Below are 24,788 nucleotides of genomic sequence, written 5' to 3'. Positions count from 1 at the left end.
TCTCTGGAGACGGGGTTACCTATGCCGCTGCAGGCGTACGATATTGATGCAGCGCTTGGCCTGTGGAACGAGACCAAAGGCGCCGCGGCGCAACTCATCAACTACTCCGAAAATCACACCTTTCTGATCGATACGGCCGAGCAGGGGCGCTTCACGCTACGGGTGCATCGTCCAGGTTACCAGTCCCGCCCGTCCATCGAGAGCGAACTTGCCTGGCTGACGGCTTTGCGGCAGGCGACCGACCTTGCCATACCCGAGCCGGTCTGGGGGCGGAACGGCAGCCTGCTGCAGGCCTTCCGAACCGCAGGCGGCGAGGATCGGCTAGCCGTGCTCTTTCGCTTTGTCGCCGGCGTCGAGCCGACGCTGGCCGACGATCTTACGGGGCTATTCGGGAAACTGGGCAATTTTGCCGCAACCATGCATCGGCACGTGATGGAATGGGAGCGACCGTCCGGCTTCAAGCGCCAGGCGTGGAATGCAGAGACGGTGCTTTCGCCGGAGGGGCTCTGGGGTGATTGGCGCCGCGCTCCGGGCGTCAACCCCGCCACTGCGGCCATTCTCGAAGAGCTGAGCCAGACACTCACGGCGCGGCTGGAACGCTATGGCACGAGCCGGCAACGATACGGCTTGGTGCATGCCGATATGCGGCTAGGCAATATTCTCGACGATGCCGGCAAGATCACCCTCATCGACTTCGATGATTGCGGCTTCTGCTGGTACGGCTACGACTTCGCCGCCTCCATTTCATTCCACGAGACCAGTCCGGCCATCCCAGCGTTGAAATCGGCTTGGCTCTCCAGCTATCGCTCGGTCCGTCCCTTCAACGAGGAGGATGAGGCGGAACTCGAGTCCATGGTCATGCTGCGGCGCATGGCGTTGCTTGCCTGGATCGGCTCACACGCCGAGACCACGCTGGCGCAATCCCATATGCCTGGGTTTGCGGAGGGCACTGCCGATCTGGCGCGGCGCTACCTTGCCGGCTCCCTCTGGGACTGAACCGTCACTGAGCGGCGGGTGCGTTCCGCCCCTGGCTCTTTGCTTTGGGCGACGACACTGCGTCTTGTTGGAGCAGGGACGCCGGTCCGCGACGGAATAGCTGTGGCCGGACGCCGCTGCGGCTGCGGCGAGTGCCTGACCGGGCTGACGTGCACCCTCGCGGGGGATGGTCGCTGCAGCCCGACATTGTAGGAGTTGAGGCCCCAAATCAGCCCGTAGAAGAGCCAGGAGTGCCGCCAGTGCTCCCCCTCGTGCAGGGACGAACAGAAGATGATGCCCATCAGCGAGATCAGCAAGGCGATGGCGATCTCGTTGTTTGTCCGCCGGTAGTTACGCAGCGAAACCACGACGCTGCCGACGGCAAGAATGATGTAGCTGATGCCTCCGCCCCAACCGTAGTTGACGAAGGAACTGAGCCAGATGTTGTGGATCGGCTCGGGGAAGATCTTTTCGAGCTGCAGCACGCCGACGCCGATTGGGTTCTGTAGGATCATGGGCAGGACGAGCATATAGCGCGCATATCGCCCTTGCTCGCCCAGGTCGTAGGCCTTGGCAAAGGTGAGGCGATCCAGGAGCTTGTCGGTGAACTCAGCCGAGATGAGGCTCGCAAGCGCGAAGAGCGCCACACTGGTCATGATCAGGCCGCCGACAATCAGCACCAAGCGACGCGGGTGCCGCCGATTGTGGAAGAAGATGTAGGCGAAGAGGCAAAAGCCCGCCGCCACAATGGCGATACGCGAAAAGGACAGCAAGATGCCGAGGAGGACAACCGCGATCGAGCCGATGAGCAGCAACTTGCTGCCCTGTCCGCGCGACAGGAAATAGGCACAAAACACCACGGCTGGAATGAGGAACGAGCCGTACATGTTCGGGTCGTCGATAAGGCCCTTGGCTCTCCCGTCCCAAGTCAGGAGTGGGTGCTGGATCAGAAAGCCGGCTGTGCCGAGCAGTGAGGCAATTACGCAAGACGCAATGTAGACCATCATGAAAGTTTCGAAGTGCCGGCGATTCCAGCTCATCGAAACGAAAGCACCCACAAACCCAATCGAGATCGCGAAGGTCTTGGCCAGCAGTTCAAAGCCGACCTGATCCTTGCTGAAATGCGGCATGGACGCCAGGAAGTAGGAAACCGCCCAGGCGCCGAGCAGGAGGGCGAGCATCACCGACCTGCGGGTCACTTCCGGCTTTTCCAGCAAGGTCAGATAGAAGAGCGTGATCAGAAACGACGTGATGTACAGCAGATCAACTGGTGATGGACGGCTGAGCGTGTAGTTCATCGCCAGCACGGCGATGAGGAAGACCAGGTTGCGTGTCGTGAAGACGGCGAAGCGCAGCCCCGCAAGGCTCACCCCCACCTGCCGTGTGGTCCCCCGAGCGCCGACATCGGTGCTCATGGCGCGAGCCCGTAGCCGAGCAGGGATTCAATCTGGCCAAGACCTTCGCAATCGGGTGCGCTCGAAGCGAAGTGCGTTTCCGTCACCTGGGCCAAGCACCGATAGACCGGCACCGTTCCGGGTTGTTCGGCCGCATACAACCAGCCTGCTGTTCGTTCTGGCATATAGCCGTTTGCCGCACAGCTTTCGGCGCGGTCGAGGATGTGATCGAGGTGCCCGGCCTGCACGCTGGAACACTCGGCAAGTTTGATGCTGTCGATCCCCTCGGGGGCGTGGGTCAGCAGGTCGGCGACCTTGGCGTCCCTGCTATAAGCGAGCCGATCGCCGGTCAATGGACCGCTGGAGGTGATGTAGCTTTCTCCGTCTGGGGCTGACCAGCGGGTCAGCGCCATGCCGACTTGAACGCCCATCGGCTGATCCTCTACCGAAAGGGACACATCGTGGTGCACGAGATATCGGCTCTCAAAACCCTTACCCGGCGGGACATAGATGTAGCTTAGGAGAAAGTCGTCATCGACGATATTGCTACCGTCTGCCGGGTTGATGATGGTCGCATAGGCGATGAGGTCGGTCTCAGCCGGCCGATCCCAATCTGACCCGTCGATCGTCAGGAGCGGTTCATCGAGATCCAGGAAGTTGACCTTGTCGGCAGATAGCGACAGTCGAAGACCGCCGAACCAAGTGTCGTTCGCGACCGCCGCCACCCAATCGTGCGTCTTGAGATAGCCGGCGCCGGTGCCGATAAAGCCAATATCGCTGGCGCGACCGCCTAGCCCCGGCTCGTCCCACAGCCCCTCGTAATACTTGCGCCAGGAGACGGGATTGCTCAGCGGCGTCCGCGCGACGATGGTCTGCCAGTCGGAATTGCGCAGACAATAGGCGTAGAGATAGCCGTCAAAGCCATCCACCATGGTGCAGTCGCCTTCGCCAGTCGTCCTGTCGGGCTGCGGGGTGTCCGTGCCGGTGATCACCGTCCCCAAATCATTCCAGGTGAGGCCCTCATCGGCCGAGCTGGCGACAGCCATGGATTTATAGGTGCGGCCCTGGTTGTAGTCACAGGCGTGTTCCTGGTGGACGAAGCCGAGGACGAGGTCGCCGGCTCGCATGGTCGAGGTCAGCCAGCTGCCACAATCATTGATGCTCCCCGGCGCACCGCCCTGTATGACCTCCCGGCGCGGACCATCCAGGTCCCACAGCGTCGGCCCCTCGATTGCATAGGTCGACCCGTTGGCGCTGAAGGCGCGAAACGAGCCGTCGGCGAGTTTAAGCGCCGTGAAGGGCGCATCGAGTTCGTCCGGGAAGGGGCCACGGACCACCACCGGAGGCCCGACCCGCACCCGTATGCATTCCATGCAGATCTCGCTTTGCGCCTGTCCCGGTGCTGCCGCCAACGCGCCGACGGCGGTGAGCGCAAGCAGGCCGACGGCCTTCCAAGGGGTGTTGATAACGGGGATCAATACGCGTTCTCGGAGTTGAACAGCCGCAAGGGCGTCATCAGCACGATGTAGAGATCCATCAGGATCGACCAGTGCTCGATATAGTAGAGGTCGTGGTTCACGCGCTGCATGATCTTGTCGATGGTGTCGGTCTCGCCGCGCCAACCGTTGATCTGCGCCCAGCCGGTCATGCCAGGCTTGACCCGATGCCGGGCAAAATAGCCTTCAACGGCTTCGTAGTAGAGCTTGTTGTCCGCCTTGGCTTGGAGGGCATGCGGGCGGGGACCCACGATCGAGAGCTCGCCCTTGAGCACGTTGAGCAGTTGCGGCAGCTCGTCAATCGACGTCTTGCGGATGAACCGTCCAACCCGCGTTACGCGCGGATCGTCCTTGGTGACGAGCTTGGCGGCACTGAGATCGAGCATGTCGGTCCGCATGGAGCGGAACTTGCAGATCTTGATCAGCTCATTGTTGAAGCCGTGCCTTTGCTGCATGAAGAAGACCGGCCCCTTGCTCTCGAGCTTGATGGCGATGGCTGTAGCCACCATGATCGGGGACAGGAGGATCAGCGCGGTCAGCGCCACGGACTTGTCGAAGATCCATTTAAAGACCAGGTTCCAGTCCGAAATCGGACGGTCGGCCATGTCGAAGACAGCAATGTCCCCGACATAGGAATAGGCTCTGCTGGTGAATTTGAGCTTGCTCATGTGAGCCGAAAGCCGGATGTCGACTGGCAGCACCCAGAGCTGCGTCAGCATTTCCAGCACGCGCTGTTCCGCCGAGAGCGGCATGGAAACGAGCACAAGGTCCACGGGCGTCCGGCGCGCGAACTCGATGAGATCGGCGACCTTGCCGAGCTTGGGAAAGCCGCCAACCTCGCCGGGGGAGCGTTCATCTACCCGGTCATCGAACAATCCCAGAAGTTCGACGTCGTTGCTGTTGCGGATCTGCTCGACAAGCACTTCGGCGTCCTTGCCGCCACCCACAATTGCCGTCCGCCGCCGCAGACGGCCCTGTGTCGTCCAGCGCAGCACCAGTGCTCGCAACGTCAGGCGGTAGGCGACGAGAAGCGCGGCCCCAAGCCCGAACCAGCTCAGCAGCCAGAACCGGGAAACATGCTGGCCGATCTTGAGCAGATAGATGGACACGGCCGCGATGACGATGACCGTGCCCCAGGCCGCGATCACCCGGCTGAGCTGGGTAAAGAGCTTGCGGTAGGCGGCAATGCGATGGGTACGCGCGATGTTGAGAAAAATGTTGGCGAGAACGCAGACGCCCATAATGATGGGGACGTAAAACTCCGGCTGTCCCCGATCGAGCTCGACATAAGACTCATAGATGGCAAAGCCCAGGATACCGAGAAGCACTGCTTCGAGTACTTGGGCAAAGCCCGAGAGCACCTGACCCGAGAGCCCGTGTTCCACCGGGGCAGCGATGATGGCCTCGGCGCGCGGCGAAAGGCCTTGCCTCACCTCATCGGGTGCGCTCTGCTTGGCGACGTGATCCAGCACAGCCTGTTTTGGCTCGACGCGATACATGTGACACAACCGGTTGCGAAGTCTTCGGCCCGCATTGTCATGTCCAATGGGTTTAAACTCGGTGAAGCCTTACGGGTAAGTCTTACGCGATCCCCGCTGGTAGAGAGCTTCGATTTGGCTCGCCATGGTGTCCGAGGAGAACCGCTCCCGTATGTAATCGAGCCTTGTGTGCATCTCGCTCCTTGCGGTGGCCGGATCAGCGAGCGCCGCCTGCATTGCCGCACGCAACGCCTCTGCATTGCCAGCTGGCACGAGATTGGCAGCCGTGGGGCCGAAAATCTCAGGAATGCCGCCGACGTGCGTGGCGATCACCGGCAGCTGGGCTGCCGCAGCCTCAAGGACGATATAGGGCAGGGATTCTGCCAGTGACGGCACCACCGCAATGCGTCCGCGGGCAAACATGCTCCGGGCGGGCTGTGAGCCGGCCAATTCGATCTGCCCGGTTAGCCCACGTTGCTCAATCGCGCTGACGAGTGCCGCGTGCGCAGGGCCGTCTCCCGCCATGACGAGCGTGGCCGGTTGGCCATCCGGACGTCGCAGTCCGTCCAGCGCTTCGATCAGGACGAAGATGCCCTTGAGCTCCCGCAGCTCGCCGACAAAGACGAAATCACTGGCATCCTCGTCAGCCTGAACTGCTTGGAATTCTTCGGCTTGCAGCCCATTGTGGATGATCTCGGTTGGGCACGCCGGTTTGCCAATCAGTGCGCTGTAAGTTGTTTGCGCATAGGCGCTTTCGAAAATGATGGCGCTGGTTTGCGCCATCAGACGACGTTCCAGCAGATGAAAGAGGCGGCCGGAAGCGGAGCTGCGCGGGAAATGCAGAACGCCGCCATGCGGCGTGTAGAAGGCGCTGATGGTCGATCTGCCGAGACGTGCCAGTCGAGCATAAAAGCCGCCCTTGGCACCGTGACCGTGCAGAATGTCTATCGACAAGGACTGCGCCAGGCGCCGCACGGCCAGCGGCGCATTGAGGTCGCCCCTGCCCAGGACGCGCGGCATGGCGATGCGGTGAACGCCCAAGCTGGCATGGGCCGAGAGTGCCTCTAGGCGGCTTTCTGTCTGGGCGTCGTTCGCAAGACTGTCCACAACAAGGCCAACATCGTGGCCGTGTTCATTCAACCATTTGGTGAGGTCCGCCACGTGGCGGAACAGTCCGCCAACCGGCGCTCGCATAACTTGCAGAATACGCAGTTTTCCTGCGGCCATCAGAACCAGCGTTCGAGAATGACGATGGTGTCGCCGGGAAAGATCGGGAAGTCGAGATCAACATTGCCCTTGACCATCTGATCGTGCTGACGCCGGTAGACCACCGCTTGGTTGCGGTCAGCCGTGTCGGAGAACCCGCCCGCGGTGCTGATGGCAGAGCGCACCGTCATTCCGTGAACGTAGGGGAACTGCCCCGCATTGCCGATTTCGCCCTGGATGAAGAAGGGGCGGTACTCGGCGACCTCAATGGCAACATCGGGGTTACGCATATAGCCGTTGGCAAGGGCCGAGGCGACGCGCTGTGCTGCAACGTTCGTGGTCGTGCCGCGCACCAGGACCGGGCCTACGAGTGGGAAGGCAATCGCACCGGCATCGTCCACCCGATAGGTGGTGGTCAGCTCCGCATCACCATAAACGGTGACCCGAACCGTGTCTCCGGTGTCGAGCTCATAGGGACCCTTCGTCTCCACGAGATAGGTCGCAGGTCGAGTGGTGGCGCAGCCCGCCACGGGCAGCATCAGGACAACGGTAAGTATTGGTAGCCAGCGCATGAGAATCCCGACCTTTGAGATTGGGTGCACTGTGGCTTGGCATGGTTAACAATTTGCTTCCGGCGCTTACCCGAGGTTGCGAAACGCGGCACGCTTAACGGTTTGCTTACCACGTCACGGCGATAAATCGCCCACGAGAGACGGGGGATAGTGATGACCTATGAGTCGCATGCCGCAAGTGAAGCCCGCATTGACGTCAGGGCTCTGGTGGCTGCTGTGGTCAGGCGGCTGCCGCGCATAATTCTTGTGACGCTGGGACTTCTGGCCGCCACCTTCGTCTTCCTGATGTTCCAGCCGCGTCTTTATGAATCCTCGGCCTCCATCCTGGTGGAGCCGCGGAGCAATATCTACATACGCTCTGCCAACGAACAGGCGCCGGTTCTCAGTGGCAACGAGGCGGGCGTGGTCTCCAGTCAAATCGAACTTCTTAAATCGCGCGATACTCTCGTCAGCGTCATCGATCGGCTGGATTTGCGCTCGGTGACCGAATTCAACGGCAGCGGTGGCGGGTTCTCGCCAATGGGCCTGATAGGGCAATTGCTCGGCCGCCGCTCAACGCCATCCAGCATCGACGAGACGGTGCTGAACAACCTCAATGAGCGCCTCACCGTTGCCCAGGAGCGTGATTCCAGGATTATCTCGGTCTCCGTACAATCCACTGATCCGCAACTGGCAGCAGAAATCGCCAACGCCGTCGCCAATGCGCACGTGACCCGACGCGCGCAGCTATCGTTGAGCGATACCGTCGAGGCGTCGGGCTGGCTCGCCGAGGAGATTGCAAAACTGCGCGTCAGCGTTAGCGAGGCAGAAAAAGCTGTTGCCGACTTCCGGGTTCAGAACGATCTTTTCCTCGGTGCCAACAATACGAGCCTGGCCGATCAGGAACTCTCGACCATTGTCGGCCAGATCAATGCGGCTCAGGAACGCAAGAACACGGCTCTTTCCAGAGCCAATCTTATCCGCAACATGATCGAGCGCGGTGTGCCGCTTGAGGGTGTCGGTGATGTCCGTCAGTCCGTCATCATCCAGCAACTGACCCAGGAAAAGGGGGGGCTGCAGAGCGAGCGGGCGCAGCGTTCTGCAACTCTGCTAGCCAATCACCCCGCAATCCTCGCCCTCAACGCGCAGATCGCCGAACTCGACAACCAGATCCGCCTCGAAGCGAGGCGGGTAGCCGAAGCCCTGGAGGCGGAGGCGCAGATCGAGGCGGACCTCGAAGCTTCGCTGCGCAACGAGTTGGTAACAGCCAAAGGCTCGGCCTCTACTGCAACGCAGGACAATGTCACGCTCGTCGGCCTCGAGCGCGAAGCGGCTGCACAGCGCGGCCTGCTCGAGGGCTACCTCCAGCGCTACAACGAAGCGGTATCTCGGACCGACGTCAATTCGGCTTTGCCCGACGTGCGGGTCGTCAGTGTTGCGGCGCCTTCGGTGACGCCAGCCTCGCCAAAAACGCAGCTCATCCTGATGGCAGTGGCTCTTGTCGCTTTGGCGGGGCAGGTGGGGGCAGTGGCCTTCGGTGAGCTGATGTCCGGCCGCGCGCTTGTGCCGCTAGCGCCTGCGCCGCGGGCTCAGGATGAACTGGAGCAGGTGCCGTTTTCCGAGGACGAGTTGGAGCCTGATCAGCGTTGGGTTGACGAGGAAGAAGAGGTCGCTGAGCCCGAGCTAGAGACCGGCACAGCTGAAGTTGCAGTGGCCCCCGTCATCGTGGCCCAGGACACGCCTATCCAGATCGAGCCCGTTGTCGTGGACGTTCTGGATAAAGAGGAGGTTGCCGCAAGGGAGGCTCGCGAGCGCTTCATGCGCATGCTGAGCGAGGTCAACGATTCCGATACCCCAGAGCAAGTGAGCGATGAGCCCGCCAACGATGAGCCAGGGATTGAGGAAGTAGCACCTGTAGCGGTCGCGGTGATGCCATCGGTTCCAGCCGTGTCCTACAATAGTCTTTCTGCTGAAGACCTTGCGTCCGACCTCGTGCTTGGCCGTACCAACCTGATGATGCTCTCGGGCTACCGCTCCAACGAAGAATGTGAGGCTCTGGCCGAGGATCTCGTTCGGAATGCGTTGTCGGCTGGGCTCAGTGTCGCGCTGGTGGATGCCGGTAGTGCACGCCCCAGCGAAGAGTTGGGGCTGACCGATCTCAGCCGCGGTGAAGCAAGCTTTGGTGATGTGGTGCAGAAATCCTCCGACAACACCTTCGCCGAAGTGTCCTGGGGATGTTCTGCGAAATTGAAGCGGAAGTCGATGAAGCCTGCCACTCTGATCGAGGCGCTCGGAGACATCTATGAGGTGGTTGTGGTGATGACCGGTCCTGTTGGTTCCTCTTCCAGCCTGCCGTTGTTCTCCGAGATAGAGGCTCGTGTCATTCTCGTCACCGACGAGGAAGCCAACCGTGAAGCTGTCGCCGCCGCCTGTGCTGAACTCGCGGATGACGGCTTCCAGGATGTCGAAGTGGCCGCCATTCCTGCAATGGTTGCGGCGTAGGTAGGCTATGTCGCTCAAGTACAGAGCGATCCGCGCGGTATTTGAGGCTTTATGGGCCTCCCGTCTTCCGGGGCTGCTTCGGACACTGTCCGGGTCGCGCGGGGTCATCTTTACCCTGCATCGGGTGTTGCCGGAAACGCCGCCCGCTTTTTCTCCCAATGCCATTCTGCAGATTCAGCCGCAGTTCCTCGACTACGTAATCGAACGGATCAGAGCCCTGGGGCTGGACATCGTCACCTTGGATGAAGCGATGGTCCTCCTGGCAAGCCCCGCAAAAGGCAGGCAGTTCGCCGTCTTGACCTTCGACGACGCCTATCGGGACAATCTCACTCATGCCCTGCCGATCCTGCGGCGGCACGAGGCGCCGTTCACGCTATATGTGCCGACGGCCCTGGTCGACGGGACCGGCGAGATCTGGTGGCAAGCCATCGAGGATATCATCGCGCGGGTGGGAGCGATCGCCGTCGACACCAAGGGTGCGATAGAGCACCTCAATACCCGGACGACAAGCGAGAAGCAGCAGGCCTTCGACCACCTGTACTGGCGCATGCGCAACATGCCGGAAGTGGAACGGCTCGAGATCCTCCACGCCTTTGCAGATAGGCATGGATACAATCTTGCAGCCCAGTGCCGAAGCCTGATCATGGATTGGGAGGAACTGCGCGCCTTCGCTGGTGACCCGCTCTGCACCATTGGTGCCCACACGGTGCATCACTACGAATTGGCCAAGCTACCATTCAAGCAGGCACGTTCGGAGATGGGGGACTGTGTGGACATCATTGAGGACCGCCTCGGCGACCGCCCTGCGCACTTCTCCTATCCGCTTGGTGGTCCGCTATCGGCCGGGCAGCGCGAATTCGATCTGGCTCGCGAGATCGGCTTTGATACCGCAGTGACGACCCGTCCCGGCGGTCTCTACCCGCGTCACCTTGAGGAGCCTCATGCACTCCCGCGCATCTCGCTCAACGGGTACTTTCAATCGCGCCGCTATGTCGATGTCTTTGCGACGGGATCTGTGTTCTCGGCAATCGGCAAGCTGACCAATTAGTCCGGTCGCGCCATCCAGCGCACGATCCACATCGCTGGCAAGGTCCAGCCCATGCCGGCAACGATGAAATAGGGCATCAGGACCCACCAGGGCAGGGCGGGCGGGAACGCCAGATAGATCGAAGTGCAGATCGACAGCCAGGCGACCATCGAACCCAGGATCAGCAGGATCCCGATCAACTTCCTGTTTCGTTGCGTCATCTGCGGCATCGCGCCTATTGCGGGGTAGGAATGAGCGGCATACCACTCCGAGCATTCAGACGACTACCAGGAAACTGCCGTGACTGTGGTCCACAATGCCGCACTGAGCCATACACGATATGCCGATGACCGGCTGCGGTCAGTCCGCATCTGGCTCTATAGCCTTGCTGCCTTCGTGCTCTTGATGGTGGTCGTGGGGGGCATTACTCGCCTCACCGAGTCGGGACTGTCGATCACCAGCTGGAAACCAATCTCCGGGACAATTCCGCCGCTAAATGATCAACAATGGGTTGCGGAATTCGAAGCCTATAAGCAGATCCCGCAGTACCAGGTGAACAATAACTGGATGTCGCTGGACGACTTCAAATACATCTTCTTCTGGGAGTATCTGCACCGCCTTTTGGGTCGCGTGCTGGGGCTGCTTTTCATGGTCCCGTTCCTTGTTTTTCTCGTTCAGAAACGATTCACACCGCAGCTCGCTTGGCCGCTCTTCGGTCTCTTCGTGCTTGGCGGTTTCCAGGGTTTGCTGGGCTGGTGGATGGTGTCTTCGGGCCTTACCGAGCTGACCTCCGTCTCCCAGTACCGCCTCGCCGCGCACCTCTGCGCCGCCTCCTTGTTGTTCATGGCACTGGTCTATGTCCCCCGTTCGCTGGAGCCCGGGCGCACTCCAGGTCTCGTGCGAAAGCACCATTTATGGGCCGCTGGCATTCTACTTTGCCTGCTGTTCCTGCAGATTGGGGCAGGGGCCTTCGTCGCCGGTATCGATGCGGGCATGGGCTACAACACTTGGCCGCTCATGGATGGTGCCATCATTCCCTCGGGCATGGGCGTGATGGAGCCATTCTGGCGTAATTTCTTCGAGAACAACCTCACCGTTCAGTTCATCCATCGCGGCCTCGCCTACCTCATCGTAGCCTATGTGGCAGTTGTCCTCTGGCAACAATCCCGCCAGGGCGGCTTCGATGGTGTGCATGGCTGGCTCCCACGGCTTGGCGTGCTCGTTTTGCTGCAGGTCGTGCTCGGCATCATGACATTGCTCCATGCGGTGCCAATCTCGCTGGCGGTGGGGCACCAAGCTTTGGCGTTCATGCTGGCGGGAGCAGTCACGGCCTATATCGCGGACATGGTCCGCGCCCGTCGTTGATTAGAGGTATCATAATACCGCATGAGTAGAGCGTTGATTTTGCTCAGCTAAATCTAGTGACTTGACGGGCTGTTGTTTCCTGCGTACATGCGGCGCCGAACGTGCCGCTTTCTCCTTGGATGAAGGTTGGCAAGCCCCAAATTTCTAGGGAATTCAAGCATGAGCACTTACTCGGCAAAACCGAGCGAGATCGAAAAGAAGTGGGTCCTCATCGACGCCGAAGGGCTCGTTGTAGGTCGCGTCGCTTCGATCATTGCCTCGCGTCTGCGCGGCAAGCACAAGCCGACCTTCACCCCGCATATGGACATGGGTGACAACATCATCGTCATCAATGCGGACAAGGTGAAGCTGACCGGCCGCAAGCTGGACCAGCATCGCTTTTACTGGCACACCGGTTATCCCGGCGGCATCAAGGATCGTACCGCCCGCGAGCTGCTGGAGGGGCGCTTCCCCGAGCGCGTGCTCGAGAACGCCGTCCGCCGCATGATGCCCGGTGGTCCGCTGACCCGTGCCCAGCTCAAGAACCTGCGTGTTTACTCAGGTGCCGAGCATCCCCATGAAGCGCAGAACCCGGCAAAGCTCGACGTTGCTGCGATGAACACCAAGAACAGCCGGGTGCAGTAATCATGGCCGATACCATCAACTCTCTCGAAGACCTTGGCACCTCCTCTGTTGCTCCGGCGGTGAACACCGCTCCGGTGCATGAGCAGAAGCTGGATTCCCTCGGCCGCGCCTATGCTACCGGCAAGCGCAAGAACGCCGTTGCCCGTGTCTGGATCAAGCCAGGCAAAGGCACCGTGACCGTCAATGGTCGCGAGTTCGCGAAGTACTTTGCTCGCCCGGTGCTGCAGCTGATCGTGAAGCAGCCGATCGTGGCGACCGAACGTAACGACCAGTACGACGTCGTCGTCACGGTCGCCGGTGGCGGTCTTTCCGGCCAGGCCGGTGCCGTTCGTCACGGCATCTCCAAGGCGCTCAACTATTTCGAGCCCGCACTGCGTCCGACCCTCAAGAAGGGTGGCTTCCTGACCCGCGATCCGCGCGTCGTGGAGCGCAAGAAATACGGCAAGGCGAAGGCCCGTCGTTCGTTCCAGTTCTCCAAGCGCTAAGCTTCGGAGCATATCCAGAGAAGGGCCGGGTGACCGGCCCTTTTTTGTTGATCGCAGGACTGTCAGTTACATGACCGTAGACGGCGTTGATCTGCAGAGGGACACAGGGTTCTATGGTGCAGTATATGCGCCGCTGACGTGTCGGCGTCGGAACGTCGCATCCAAATGACGGGGCTCGTTACCCGTTTTCACGTGTTGCTTCTGTCGGCGACGGTGGCGATCACGGCTGTGGCCTATCTCCACATCCCCGAGAGCTTCGCATTCGTCGCGCATTGGAGCGGCGGGACGGCCGATCGGCAATGGCCCCGCGACTGGACGCTGCCTGTGGCGCCCGGCTTGCAAATCTTGCTGTTAGCCGCCTTCTTCTCGCTCGAGCGCATGTTGAGCAGGAACCACCTAGCCAAGACCCAGCACATTTTCGTCCCGGTCCTGACAGTGCTCCTCGGCACGATCGCTGCCGTTCAGCTCTCGCTGCTATTGCTCGGCATCGGCTCGGATCTAGATCTGCTCCGGCTGGTCACTTTGGCTGAAGGCGCCGGTCTTCTCGTCTTGGGCATCGTGTTGCGGGAGGCCGAGCGGCACACCTATGCCGGTATGCGCCTGCCATGGCCCATTGCTTCGGATCACCACTGGCGAATCGCCCATCATGTTCTGGGGGTGAGCTACGCACTGGGTGGTCTGGCTTTGATCGCCATTGCCTGGATCAATCCCGGTCTTGGGCTGTTGATCATTGCACTAACGGTCGCGCTGCTGGTGCCTCCAGCGCTTGCTGGGATAACCAGCACAGCGCTGGCGCTCTCTCGCCGGCAATAGCGCTCGCAACTAACCGGCGGTCCTAAGAGCGCTCTTTTTTGGACGTTTCGAGCGCCGGATCTTTCTCAGCTTGACCGCTCGAGGCCGGTAGTTCTCCATCACCTCTTCGATCACCTTGATTGCCTCTGCTTCCCCATCTTCTCCATGGAGCACTTCGGCAAGGTCGGCGGCGTTGCGGCGGTACTCGGAATTGGAGCTGAGGTCCTGCAAAGCTGCAGCCAGCGTCTCGGCGGTCAGCTTGCGGAGGCGGATCGGTTTGGGGCCGCAGCCGAGTTCATAAACCCGGCGGCCCCAATAAGGTTGATCCATGGCCTGCGGCACCACGAAGGTGGGGCGGCCCAGGTGCAGGCCAGCCGAGGTCGTCCCGGCGCCACCATGATGCACGACAGCGCTGACATAGCGGAAGAGCTTGTCGTGCGGAGCCTTTTCGATAGCAAAGATGTTGTCAGGCAGATCGCGGGGATCGATGCCCCCCCAACCGCGGGCTACCACCGCGCGCCCGCCCCAGAGTTCGACAGCTTCCTTGAGGATACGTGTGTTGCGCTCTGCGCCGAAAGGCATGGAGCCGAAACCGATATAGACCGGCGCCTCGCCGGCCGAGAGAAACGCCTTGAACTCGGGGGAGGGCTCCCAGCCGGAAGTGTCCCGCAGGGTCCAGTAGCCGGTCACGATAGCTGTTTGCGGCCAGTCATGAGGGCGTGGCGAAATGGCCGAGGAATAGGCGTAGAGGGTCGTCAGCGGCGAACCATCGGTGTTGGTGAAGACGCCACCCATGACCCGCGCTTCCAGTCCCATGAGCTCGCGACGCAGCTTATTGCGCGGCAGGTTCCAATAAGCTTGCTGAACCGTGGCGGCCGTGTAGGTCAGCTTGTTGAGCGCCGGTCCCAGATCATCGGCGACGTAGTACATCGAGATGGGGAACTCGCTGGTGGAGTTCAGCGGCTGCAGAGCCGTCATGATCGCGGGAATATTCAGAGCTTCGGCGATATCGATGCCGAAGCTGGTATTCATGTTGATGACGATTGCGTCGGCCCCTTGGCACATGGCCCAGGCGGCACGAGCTGCCGTTTCCGCGATCTGCTGGCCCTGCCGGAGCAGGGACGGGCCGTTGATGAGCATGGACTGGCTCATCGCATTCTCGAAGCGGGACTGGCGCAGGAACGCCTGGATCGAAGGGCCAAGGGAATGAAACTCGATGCCCAGCGAGGTGACGAGCGGCTCGAACTCCTCCGAAGCCCCCATGACAACCGTGTAGCCGCGATCCTTGAGCGCGATGGCCAGGGCTATATAGGGTTGAACGTCGCCTTGTGTGCCAATCGTGACCAGCGCAATGCGCTTCAAAGCTGTACCTCACCATAGTGGCCGTTCGGTCGAAGGTCGGCGCGCCTTCGGCCATTTACAAGAACCCGGCCAGCATTTATGAACGGCCCTGTCGATAGCCGGTTTCAATACAAAAATCGATTTTGAAGGGCAAGGGACATGCTGTCTCTATACACTGTAGCCAAGGTTGGAGCCTCGCTCGCCGCCGGTGCAGTGATTTCGGCTGCATGCGCAGCAGCAGCGGCGGACGCCCGCTAGCTCTTCCCCATGGCCACCCGCGTGGCCGGGAAGAGCCGAATAGATCAAACTGCCCGAGCGGGCAGACCCTTAACCCTAGCACAACCACAATTCCGCGATATTTGACGACCCAATAGGTAGAGCGTCATTGCATCGCGGCCGTCAGGCCCGCCGGCCGTCGAGGATTATTATGAGCGAAGACTTCCACCGCATCCGCCGCCTTCCTCCCTATGTGTTCGAGCACATTAACCCCATCAAGGCCAAGGCCCGCGCGAGCGGCGTCGACATCATCGATCTGGGCATGGGCAATCCGGACCTGCCAACACCTGACCACATCGTCAACAAGCTCAAGGAAACGGTGCTTGATTCGCGCACGCACCGCTATTCGACCTCCAAGGGCATTCCTGGGCTGCGGAAAGCCCAGGCGAGCTATTATGGCCGCCGCTTCGGCGTGAAGCTCAACCCGGACACTCAAGTGGTGGCGACACTCGGGTCAAAGGAGGGCTTTGCCAACATGGCCCAGGCGATCACTGCGCCCGGCGATGTTGTTCTGGTGCCTAACCCTACCTATCCGATCCACTCGTTCGGCTTCATCATGAGCGGCGGGGTGGTTCGCTCGATGCCCGCAGATCCGAACGAAGATTTTATGCGCTCGCTCGATCGTGCCGTGCGGCACTCGATTCCCAAGCCGATCGCTCTGGTTCTCAACTACCCCGCCAATCCGACGGCTTATACGGCAGACCTCGATTTCTACGCCGAGGTGGTCAAGTACTGTAAGGCCAACGACATCTTCATTCTCTCCGATCTGGCCTATTCGGAGATCTATTTCGATGATGCACCGCCGCCATCAGTGCTGCAGGTGCCGGGTGCCATCGACATTGCGGTCGAGTTCACATCGATGAGCAAGACCTATTCCATGCCAGGCTGGCGCGTGGGCTTTGCAGTTGGCAATGAACGGCTGATCGCGGCCCTGGCGCGCGTAAAGTCCTACCTCGACTACGGCGCCTTCACGCCCATCCAGGTCGCCGCGACAGCGGCCCTCAATGGTAGCGACGAAGTTATTGAGGAAGTGCGCAAGATCTACAAGCATCGGCGCGATGTGATGGTTGAGAGCTTCAGCCGCTCGGGGTGGAACATCCCAGTTCCAAGAGCGACGATGTTCGCCTGGGCGCCTATTCCGGCGCAGTTCGCCCATCTCGGTTCCCTCGAGTTTGCCAAGCTTCTGATCCAAGAAACTGGAGTGGCTGTGGCACCAGGCGTCGGCTTTGGCGAATATGGGGACCAGTATATCCGGTTGGCCTTCGTTGAAAATGAACAGCGCATTCGCCAGGCAGCACGTAACGTCAAGAAGCTCCTGGGCGGCAAAGCTGGGGCAGGGAACGTTGTGCCGCTCAAAGCCTGAGCGCCGACCTTAAAGTAATCACCTCCCTGGGTAGCTCCGCCCAAGGGAGGTGAAATCAACAACGCCTGCGTCAAAGCTGAGTGCATACCTGCACTCCTATTGACGACTAGGCGATTTCCTATGCACATGCGCCACCATGAGTGACATCGCCTCCTTCCGCCAAGCCGTTGAAGCCTTCATTGCCGCCCGAGGCTGGACACCGACACGCTTTGGCCGCACGGTGGCTGGGGATCCGCTATTCGTTTTTGACCTTAGAGAAGGCCGCGAACCGCGTTCTGATACCCGCACCCGGATTCTCAAGGCGATGCAGGACTATGGAGATGGGGAGGCTCAGCAGCCGCTCCGGGTCGGCGTAGCCGGTCTCGGCAATGTCGGTGCAACACTGGTCCGCATTCTGCAAAAGGAAGGCGCCGAACTGACGCGCAAGCTTGGCCGTCAACTCGTCGTAACTGCGGTGGCGGCCCGCTCCCGCTCCCGGGACCGAGGCATCGACATCTCAGGCCTGGATTGGTTCGATGATCCGGTGGCCCTCGCAAAGTCCGACGGTATCGACCTCTTTGTGGAGCTCATTGGCGGCGAGGATGGGCCTGCCTACGCCGCAGTAAAAGCGGCTCTCGAGATCGGCCGCCCGGTTGTGACCGCCAACAAGGCCTTGCTGGCCAAGCACGGGGTGCAACTGGCCAAAGTCGCCGAGGAATCAGGGGCGCAACTCGGGTTCGAAGCTGCGGTCGCCGGCGGCATTCCGGTCATCAAGACCTTGCGCGAAGGCTTGGGCACAGCGCGGATCGCCAAGGTCTTCGGGATTATGAACGGCACCTGCAACTATATTTTGACCCGTATGGGCAATGAGGATATCAGCTTCAACGATTGCCTCAAGGATGCTCAGGCCTTGGGATACGCTGAAGCCGACCCGACATTCGACGTCGAGGGATACGATACCGCGCACAAGCTCTCCATTTTGGCGACCCTCTGTTTCGGTTACGAGATCGCTCCGGACCAGATCCTTGTCGAAGGTATTTCCGGCATAACGCAGCACGACATCAAGGTGGCTGCGGATCTCGGTTATAAGATCAAGCTTCTAGGGATTGCCCGGCGCACCGAGGATGGAATCGAGCAGCGTGTGCACCCGACCTTCGTCCCGAAAGGCTCTGCAATCGCCGGCGTCGATGGCGTCATGAATGCGGTGGCGCTCGAAACCGATCACGTGCACGAACTGCTGTTGGCGGGTCCCGGTGCTGGAGGTCCGCCCACGGCGTCTTCGGTTCTATCCGATATCCTCGATATTGCGCGCGGCACACGTGTCCCACCACTCGGTGTGCCCAGCGCGGAGCTGATGCCCTATCGGAAGGCGGCGATGCGTGCCCATGAAGGCGGCTTCTATATCCGGCTCAACGCCAAAGACGTTCCTGGCGCTCTGGCAGCTATCGCCACGCGGATGGGGGAGCGCTCCATATCGATCGATTCCGTCATACAGCGTTCCGATCTCAGTGCTAAAGCCACCGCGCCGGACGGGTCACCAACCCGCACGGTCGTGATGATTACGCAGAAAACTTTGGAATCGGATGTCCGCGACTCGCTTGCGCAGATTGCTGCGGACGGGTTCATTGTGGGTAAACCGCAATTGATCCGGATCGAAGCACTCTGACATCCCTCCGGGGCAAGTCAGGCCCTGGGAGGAGAAGCATGAAGCTCAACAAGACCGAGGATGATCGGGGGCCGGCGCATCTGCACCGTAGCCTTACTCTTGAACTCGTGCGGGTTACCGAGCGTGCCGCTATTGCTGCCGCGGAGTGGCGCGGCAAAGGCAATGAAAAAGCCGCTGACGAAGCTGCCGTTCTCGCGCTGAAGGAAGAGCTCGACAGCGTCGCCATCGACGGGCGAATCGTCATCGGCGAAGGCGAGGAGCACGAATGCGAGACGCTGTTCATCGGGCAGGAGGTTGGCGCGCGGGGAGGGCCGCAGGTCGACATCGCCGTTGACCCCCTCGAAGGCGTGACGCTTTGCGCTAAGAACCAGCCGGACTCCATTGTAGTGCTGGCTATGGCAGAGCGCGGCGGATTGCTGAACGTCGCCCGCGATGTTTACATGAACAAGATCGCCATCGGCGCGAACTACCCCGCGGGTACCGTGCATGTCGACTTGTCGGCCACCGAGAATGTGCGCTGCCTTGCCAGCGCCAAGGGCGTGCCACTATCCGAAATCACTGCAATTGTATTGGATCGGCCCCGCCACGCGTCGTTGATCGAGGAATTGCGTAGCTTAGGTGTCGGCGTGAAACTCATCAGCGACGGCGACATCGCTGGGGTTATTCACGCCGTCAACACCGAAGACACCGGCATTGACATTTATCTAGGCTCAGGTGGTGCTCCCGAAGGCGTGCTCGCCGCTGCCGCCCTCAGGTGCATCGGCGGGCAGATGCAGGTTCGGCTGATACTCGACACGCCAGCCAAGCGGGAGCGCGCTTACGCCATGGGTATAGAGGACCAGAACCGCATCTACGAAGTAAGTGACCTTGCCTCTGGCGACGTACTCTTTGCCGCTACCGGCGTTACCGATGGCACCCTCCTGGACGGTATCAAACTACGTCGCGATTCGGTTGAGACGAGTACCATCGTCATGCGCAGCTGGAGCCAGACCGTGCGGTGGATTCGAGCTCGGCACGCGCGCTAGTCCTCTCGACCCATCTCCACAAATCGCCTACCTGTGGCGCCATGCTGAATGCCCCGCGCACTTTCCTCGATGTTACCCGGTCAGTAACCGGCCGCGCCTGGCGTGACCGCTTGGATGCGCAGGCTACGCGTACCGCAACGGCGATCTCCCAGCGCACCGGGATCACCGAGATACTTGCGCGGGTCATAGCTGCACGTGGTGTTGGTCTCGATGACGCCGCTATGCATCTTTCGCCAACAATCCGCGCCTTGATGCCGGATCCTTCCACGCTAACGGACATGGATGCGCTGGCGGAGAGATTGGCTCGGGCGGTGACCGACCACGAAGCCATTGCTCTTTTCGGTGACTACGATGTCGACGGCGCCTGCTCTTGTGCGCTGATGACCCGTTTCCTGCGGCATTTCGGGATCGAACCGCAGGTACATATCCCGGACCGCATATTCGAAGGTTATGGTCCTAACATCGCCGCCATGGACAAGCTGATCGACAGCGGCGCCACTCTCATCATCACCCTTGACTGCGGCACGACCAGCGACAATCCCATTGCGCATGCAAGAAGCCGAGGCGCGGATGTGCTCGTCATCGACCATCACCTGTCCGATCATGAACTGCCGCCGGCATCGGCGCTGGTGAACCCCAATCGACCCGACGACATCTCCGGCCTGGGGTACCTGTGCGCCGTCGGTGTAACCTTCATGACCCTAGTCGCAGTCAACAGGCTGCTGCGCGAGCGGGGCGGCACAGCACTGCCCGACCTCATGCAACTCCTTGATCTAGTGGCGCTCGGCACAATTTGCGATGTGGTGCCTTTGACTGGCTTGAACCGAGCTTTCGTCATCCGCGGCCTGGAAGTCGCCCGCCAGGGCAGCAATGTGGGCATGGCGACGCTTGCTTTGTCAGCACGGGTCAGTGGTCCGCTCAATCCCTATCACCTGGGCTTCCTTGTTGGACCTCGTATCAATGCGGGTGGGCGGATCGGCAATGCAGCTTTGGGAACTGAGTTGCTCGCCGTCAATGACGAGCATCACGCCATGGCAATAGCCTCGCGCCTAGAAGAGCTGAATTCGGAGCGGCAGCGCATCGAAATCGAGGCGGTCGAGGAAGCGGCAGCCGTCGCCGAACTTGAAATCGGATCGGGAGAGGGGCCACCGGTCCTCGTTCTCGCTTCGGCAAACTGGCATCCCGGGGTCGTGGGATTGGTTGCCGCGCGGCTAAGGGAACGCTTTGATCGCCCGGCTTTCGCAATTGCCTTGGGACCTGATGGGCATGGGACCGGATCAGGACGCTCCATGCCGGGCGTTGATTTGGGCAGAGCTGTCATCGAGGCGGTAGAGGCCGGTCTTATACCCAAGGGTGGCGGGCATGCGATGGCCGCTGGCGTTACCATCCGGGCAGGAGAACTCGGGGTATTTCGGTCGTTTATCTCCGAAGCACTCGGCGAGCAGGTCGTCGCCGCCCGAGCGTCCACAGCCGTTTCTGTCGACGCCGCACTGACGGCGCGCGGCGCCACGGTGGACTTGGTTCGGGACCTCGAACGCGCCGGCCCTTTTGGGGCCGGCAATCCAGGGCCGGTCTTCGCCTTCCCCGCGCATCGCGCACGCTTTGCCCAGATTGTCGGGAAGGGTGGTCACGTGAGCTTCAGCCTTGCTTCGGAGGATGGGGCTCGTCTTAAGGCAATCGCCTTCCGAGCTGCGGGATCGGCAACCGGGAATGCGCTTCTTGGCTCGGGCGACACACCCCTGCACTTCGCCGGCGCCCTATCGATCGATCACTATCAAGGCCGCGAACAGGTTCAGTTTCGGCTCAGCGACATCGCTGTTCCAAAGGGGTAACTGAATAGCCCCTTGTTCTGTAGACACCTTCGGGGTTAGATTTGGTGCCGCCGTTCGAACTCGACGGGTGAGAGCATGCCGTTGCGGACGTGCTTTCGGGTGGGGTTGTAGAACATCTCAATGTAATCGAACACATCTTGGCGGGCTTCGTCCCGTGTCCGATAGGTCCGACGCCTGATCCTCTCGCGCTTGAGCAGGTTGAAGAAGCTTTCGGCCACAGCATTGTCATGGCAGTTGCCGCGCCGGCTCATCGAGTGAACCAGATTGTGGTGTCGCAGGAAGCTAGCCCAGTCCATGCTGGTGAACTGGGAGCCCTGATCGGAATGGACTAGCACCGTGTTCTGTGGCTTTCGGCGCCAGACAGCCATGTGCAGGGCCTGAAGGACGACCTCACTGGTCTGCCGGCTTTGTAGTGACCAGCCGACGACGCGGCGCGAGAACAGGTCGATGACCACGGCCAGATAGGCAAAGCCCTCCATGGTCTTGATATAGGTGATGTCGGTCACCCAGGCGGTGTCCGGCGCATCGACGTCGAACTGACGAGCCAGGGTATTGTCGACCACCACAGATGGCTTGCCTCCATAGGCACCAGGCCGGCGCCGGTAGCCGATCTGAGCCTTGATCCCGGCCAGTCTGGCCAGGCGCGCAACACGATTGGCGCAACTGGTCTCGCCCTGGTCCAGCAGGTCGTCATGCAGCTTGCGGTAGCCATAAACCTTGCCGCTCTGCTTCCAGGCCTCTTCGATCAGCTCGGTCTGGCGAATGTCTTCCCGCGCCCTTTTGCTCAAAGGGCTTTTGAGCCACGCATAATAGCCGCTGGGATGGATGGAAAGGCACCGGCACATGGTGCGCACACAGAACTGCTGGCGATGCTCGGCGACAAACGCGTACCTCACTTTGCATCCTTGGCGAAGTACGCGGCCGCTTTTTTTAGGATGTCGCGCTCCTCAGTGACCCGCGCCAGTTCTCGCTTAAGCTGCCGGATCTCATCGGCCTGATCCCCACCCTTGGAAACATCCGATGCATACTTCTTGCGCCACTCGTAGAGCGAATGAGCACTCACCCCCAGACGCTGCGACACCTCCGAAACGGGATACCCCCGCTCGGTGATCTGACGCACCGCGTCCCGCTTGAACTCGTCGCTGAAATTGCCTTTGCCCATGTAGGCCTCCTTGCCTCAAAATTAGGGAAGAAGGCGTCTACAAATCTAGGGGCTATTCAAACAAAGCACTGGAACTTTGATCCAGAGGAACTGTCTCGACGTAACTTGTGTTAGTTAGCTCTCGAGACCTCTGATCCATGACACTCCCCACCATCGCTGTTATTGGCTCAGGTATCGCAGGTCTTTCAGCAGCTTGGTTGCTATCGCGAAACCATCAGGTTACCGTTCTGGAGAGGCAGAACCGGTTGGGCGGGCACTCCAACACGGTGGCTGTCGAGCTGCCCGGAGGAAAAGTCGCCGTCGACACGGGCTTCATTGTCTATAACGAACAGAACTATCCAAATCTGACGGCCCTGTTTTCGCACCTTGAGGTTTCGACGACCCCCTCGAGCATGAGCTTTTCGGTGTCGATCGAGGAGGGGCGCCGCGAGTATTCCGGCAATCACCTCAACGGCCTGTTCGGGCAGCGCCGGAACATCATCCGCCCGGAGCACTGGCAGCTCGTTGGTGACATTTTGCGCTTCTTCCGGCAAGCACAGCGTCAGGTCGCCAGCTGTTCACCCGATATCTCGATCGGCGAGTTCCTCGACCGTTTCGGCTATTCGCGGGTGTTTATCGAGGATCACATCCTGCCGGTCTCTGCCGCCATCTGGTCTACGCCCTCGCGCGGCATGCTCGATTTTCCCGCCAGAACATTTATCGAGTTCTTCGCCAACCACTCGCTTCTGCAGGTGACCAATCGTCCGGTGTGGCGGACGGTTGTTGGAGGCTCAAGGGAGTATGTCAGCCGCATACTGGCTAAGGCGGCTTTCGAAACGCGCAGGTCCGTCCATATTGCTTCAGTGGTAAGGCACGTAGAGGGCGTGGAGGTGTTTTTTGCCGATGGGACGCGCCAGCGCTTCGATCAGGTGGTTTTTGCATGCCATGCGGACGAGGCTTTGGCCTTGCTCGGCGATGCTAGCGCAGTGGAGCGGAATGTCCTCTCCTCCTTTCGAAATGTCAGCAACCGTGCCGTTCTTCACACTGACGCCAGTTTCATGCCGAGGCGACGTCATCTCTGGTCTTCCTGGAACTATCTACGAGGCGAGGAGGGGGATACAGCGTTGAGCCTCTCCTATTGGATGAACAAGCTACAGCCGCTCAGGACCAAGACGGACCTGTTTGTGACGCTCAATCCGCATCGCTCCTTTGCTCAGGGAACAGTGCACTACGAGGCGCAATACGAGCATCCGCTATTCGACGCCCGCGCCATCGCAGCTCAGCGCGATCTTTGGCAGGTGCAAGGCGTTCAGCGCACCTGGTTTGCCGGCGCCTGGATGGGATATGGCTTCCACGAAGATGGCCTGCAGGCAGGGCTGGAAGTGGCAGAGCGGATCGGCGCGCCACGGCGCCCGTGGCAGGTTGCTCATGAACGCCAGCGCATAGAACACAACTGGGCGGACCAGCCGGAGCAGCTATGGGCAGCGGAATAGAAGCTGGCGCGCTCTATGTTGGCGAGGTGGTGCACAAGCGGGCGCGTCCCAAGCGCCATGTGCTCCGCTATCGGGTCTTCTCCATACTGGTCGACATCGAACAGCTTGAGAGCCTCGACCGAGACCTTCGGCTGTTTTCTTTGAACAGCTTGAACTTTGTGTCCTTGCACGTTCGTGATTTTGGGCCGCGGGACGGGAGCAGTTTGGCTGATTTTGTGCGACGCAAGGCGCTGGCTGCCGGGATTGGGGATATCTCCCGGATCAGGATGCTGGCCTATCCACGCATCCTTGGCTTCGCCTTCAACCCCATCACGGTCTACTTTTGCGACAATGCGGACGGTGAGACCTGCTTCATGCTTTATGAGGTCAGCAATACGTTCGGTGAACATCACTTCTACCAGGCGGCGGTTGCAGACGAGGGTTCGGTCATCAGCCACATGGCTCCCAAGAGGCTCTACGTCTCCCCTTTCAACACCATGGAGGGCGAGTATCGTTTTTCCATACGCAAGCCGGAGGAGACGGTGTTTGTCGGCGTCACTCTGGGCTCGGTTGAAGGCGGCGGCCTAACCGCCTATTTCAGCGGCGAAAAGCGTCCTTTGCGGGATGCCAGCTTGATCAAAGTGCTGCTTGCATATCCGTTTATGACGGCTAAAGTACTGGCCGGCATATATTGGGAGGCCCTGCTCTTGTGGCTCAAGGGTGTGCCCACGACACTGAAGTTGCGGCGCCCGCCAAAGACCCGCCGCCAAGCCTAGTGACGATCTGGACCTAAGCGGC

General features: G+C 60.5%; 21 protein-coding genes. 13 read left to right on the top strand and 8 right to left on the bottom strand.

Annotated elements, in window-relative coordinates:
- The first annotated feature begins 21 nt into the window (after nt 1-21).
- Nucleotides 22-996, top strand: coding sequence for a phosphotransferase enzyme family protein (locus QOV41_RS12490; protein WP_284577007.1), 975 nt, complete (start codon nt 22-24; stop codon nt 994-996).
- Here the strand turns inward: QOV41_RS12490 and QOV41_RS12485 are convergent.
- From QOV41_RS12485 to QOV41_RS12465, 5 genes are all read right to left on the bottom strand, one after another.
- Nucleotides 969-2,390, bottom strand: coding sequence for an O-antigen ligase family protein (locus QOV41_RS12485; protein WP_284577005.1), 1,422 nt, complete (start codon nt 2,388-2,390; stop codon nt 969-971). The genes QOV41_RS12490 and QOV41_RS12485 overlap by 28 nt on opposite strands.
- Entirely contained in the window at nt 2,387-3,847 is a 1,461-nt protein-coding gene (locus QOV41_RS12480; protein WP_284577003.1) for a hypothetical protein, read from the bottom strand. Before QOV41_RS12480 ends, QOV41_RS12485 begins: the two co-directional genes overlap by 4 nt.
- Nucleotides 3,844-5,364: an undecaprenyl-phosphate glucose phosphotransferase gene (locus tag QOV41_RS12475; protein WP_284577001.1), complete on the bottom strand. Its 1,521-nt coding sequence runs from the start codon at nt 5,362-5,364 to the stop codon at nt 3,844-3,846. Before QOV41_RS12475 ends, QOV41_RS12480 begins: the two co-directional genes overlap by 4 nt.
- A gap of 69 nt (nt 5,365-5,433) precedes the next feature.
- Complete coding sequence (locus tag QOV41_RS12470) at nt 5,434-6,570, bottom strand: glycosyltransferase (RefSeq protein WP_284576999.1); 1,137 nt, start codon at nt 6,568-6,570, stop codon at nt 5,434-5,436.
- On the bottom strand, nt 6,570-7,121 hold the full coding sequence (locus tag QOV41_RS12465) for a polysaccharide biosynthesis/export family protein (RefSeq protein WP_284576997.1): 552 nt from the start codon (nt 7,119-7,121) through the stop codon (nt 6,570-6,572). The genes QOV41_RS12470 and QOV41_RS12465 overlap by 1 nt, the downstream gene beginning before the upstream one ends.
- 153 nt (nt 7,122-7,274) lie before the next feature.
- Here QOV41_RS12465 and QOV41_RS12460 point away from each other — a divergent pair, with 153 nt between their 5' ends.
- Together QOV41_RS12460 and QOV41_RS12455 are read left to right on the top strand one after the other, a co-directional pair.
- Nucleotides 7,275-9,602 carry an exopolysaccharide transport family protein gene (locus QOV41_RS12460; RefSeq protein ID WP_284576995.1) on the top strand — a complete coding sequence of 776 codons (2,328 nt, stop codon included), beginning with the start codon at nt 7,275-7,277 and terminating at the stop codon, nt 9,600-9,602.
- Nucleotides 9,603-9,609: 7 nt separating this feature from the next.
- A complete protein-coding gene (locus QOV41_RS12455) occupies nt 9,610-10,650 on the top strand; it encodes a polysaccharide deacetylase family protein (protein ID WP_284576993.1) in 1,041 nt (346 codons plus the stop codon).
- On the opposite strand, the gene QOV41_RS12450 is transcribed toward QOV41_RS12455, so the two are convergent.
- Nucleotides 10,647-10,850 (bottom strand): DUF2842 domain-containing protein, encoded by a 204-nt coding sequence (locus tag QOV41_RS12450; protein WP_284576992.1) that lies wholly within the window; start codon nt 10,848-10,850, stop codon nt 10,647-10,649. The genes QOV41_RS12455 and QOV41_RS12450 overlap by 4 nt on opposite strands.
- Before the next feature lie 79 nt (nt 10,851-10,929).
- On the opposite strand from QOV41_RS12450, the gene QOV41_RS12445 reads away from it, so the two are divergent.
- From QOV41_RS12445 to QOV41_RS12430, 4 genes are all read left to right on the top strand, one after another.
- Nucleotides 10,930-11,994 (top strand): COX15/CtaA family protein, encoded by a 1,065-nt coding sequence (locus QOV41_RS12445; protein WP_284576991.1) that lies wholly within the window; start codon nt 10,930-10,932, stop codon nt 11,992-11,994.
- Nucleotides 11,995-12,153: 159 nt separating this feature from the next.
- A complete protein-coding gene (rplM, locus tag QOV41_RS12440) occupies nt 12,154-12,618 on the top strand; it encodes a 50S ribosomal protein L13 (protein WP_284576989.1) in 465 nt (154 codons plus the stop codon).
- 2 nt (nt 12,619-12,620) lie between these two features.
- Nucleotides 12,621-13,103, top strand: coding sequence for a 30S ribosomal protein S9 (gene rpsI / locus QOV41_RS12435; RefSeq protein WP_284576987.1), 483 nt, complete (start codon nt 12,621-12,623; stop codon nt 13,101-13,103).
- Nucleotides 13,104-13,268: 165 nt separating this feature from the next.
- Nucleotides 13,269-13,916 (top strand): SdpI family protein, encoded by a 648-nt coding sequence (locus QOV41_RS12430; RefSeq protein ID WP_284576986.1) that lies wholly within the window; start codon nt 13,269-13,271, stop codon nt 13,914-13,916.
- A gap of 9 nt (nt 13,917-13,925) precedes the next feature.
- On the opposite strand, the gene QOV41_RS12425 is transcribed toward QOV41_RS12430, so the two are convergent.
- A complete protein-coding gene (locus QOV41_RS12425; protein WP_284576984.1) occupies nt 13,926-15,257 on the bottom strand; it encodes a glycosyltransferase in 1,332 nt (443 codons plus the stop codon).
- 406 nt (nt 15,258-15,663) lie between these two features.
- On the opposite strand from QOV41_RS12425, the gene QOV41_RS12420 reads away from it, so the two are divergent.
- From QOV41_RS12420 to recJ, 4 genes are all read left to right on the top strand, one after another.
- Nucleotides 15,664-16,875, top strand: a complete 1,212-nt coding sequence (locus QOV41_RS12420; protein ID WP_284576983.1) for an LL-diaminopimelate aminotransferase — start codon at nt 15,664-15,666, stop codon at nt 16,873-16,875.
- 304 nt (nt 16,876-17,179) lie between these two features.
- On the top strand, nt 17,180-18,520 hold the full coding sequence (locus tag QOV41_RS12415) for a homoserine dehydrogenase (protein ID WP_284581313.1): 1,341 nt from the start codon (nt 17,180-17,182) through the stop codon (nt 18,518-18,520).
- Between the two features lie 38 nt (nt 18,521-18,558).
- The gene (gene glpX / locus QOV41_RS12410; RefSeq protein ID WP_284576981.1) at nt 18,559-19,545 is read left to right on the top strand and encodes a class II fructose-bisphosphatase; all 987 of its coding nucleotides are present in this window, start codon (nt 18,559-18,561) and stop codon (nt 19,543-19,545) included.
- Between the two features lie 41 nt (nt 19,546-19,586).
- On the top strand, nt 19,587-21,377 hold the full coding sequence (recJ, locus tag QOV41_RS12405) for a single-stranded-DNA-specific exonuclease RecJ (RefSeq protein ID WP_284576980.1): 1,791 nt from the start codon (nt 19,587-19,589) through the stop codon (nt 21,375-21,377).
- A gap of 35 nt (nt 21,378-21,412) precedes the next feature.
- On the opposite strand, the gene QOV41_RS12400 is transcribed toward recJ, so the two are convergent.
- Nucleotides 21,413-22,539 (bottom strand): IS3 family transposase gene (locus tag QOV41_RS12400; RefSeq protein WP_415926715.1). Its coding sequence is split into 2 segments (ribosomal slippage): nt 21,413-22,299 and nt 22,299-22,539, totalling 1,128 coding nucleotides; the frame shifts between segments, so codons are not numbered across the junction.
- A 137-nt stretch (nt 22,540-22,676) separates the two neighbouring features.
- Between QOV41_RS12400 and QOV41_RS12395 the strand changes: the two genes are divergently transcribed.
- Nucleotides 22,677-24,011 carry an NAD(P)/FAD-dependent oxidoreductase gene (locus tag QOV41_RS12395; RefSeq protein WP_284576978.1) on the top strand — a complete coding sequence of 445 codons (1,335 nt, stop codon included), beginning with the start codon at nt 22,677-22,679 and terminating at the stop codon, nt 24,009-24,011.
- A complete protein-coding gene (locus tag QOV41_RS12390) occupies nt 23,996-24,766 on the top strand; it encodes a DUF1365 domain-containing protein (RefSeq protein WP_284576976.1) in 771 nt (256 codons plus the stop codon). The genes QOV41_RS12395 and QOV41_RS12390 overlap by 16 nt, the downstream gene beginning before the upstream one ends.
- The last annotated feature ends 22 nt before the right edge of the window (nt 24,767-24,788 follow it).

This window comes from Devosia sp. RR2S18, from assembly GCF_030177755.1.
Lineage (GTDB): Bacteria > Pseudomonadota > Alphaproteobacteria > Rhizobiales > Devosiaceae > Devosia > Devosia rhizosphaerae.
The sequence above is the reverse complement of the archived record's forward strand: the minus strand, read 5'-3'. Positions and strand labels throughout refer to the sequence as shown.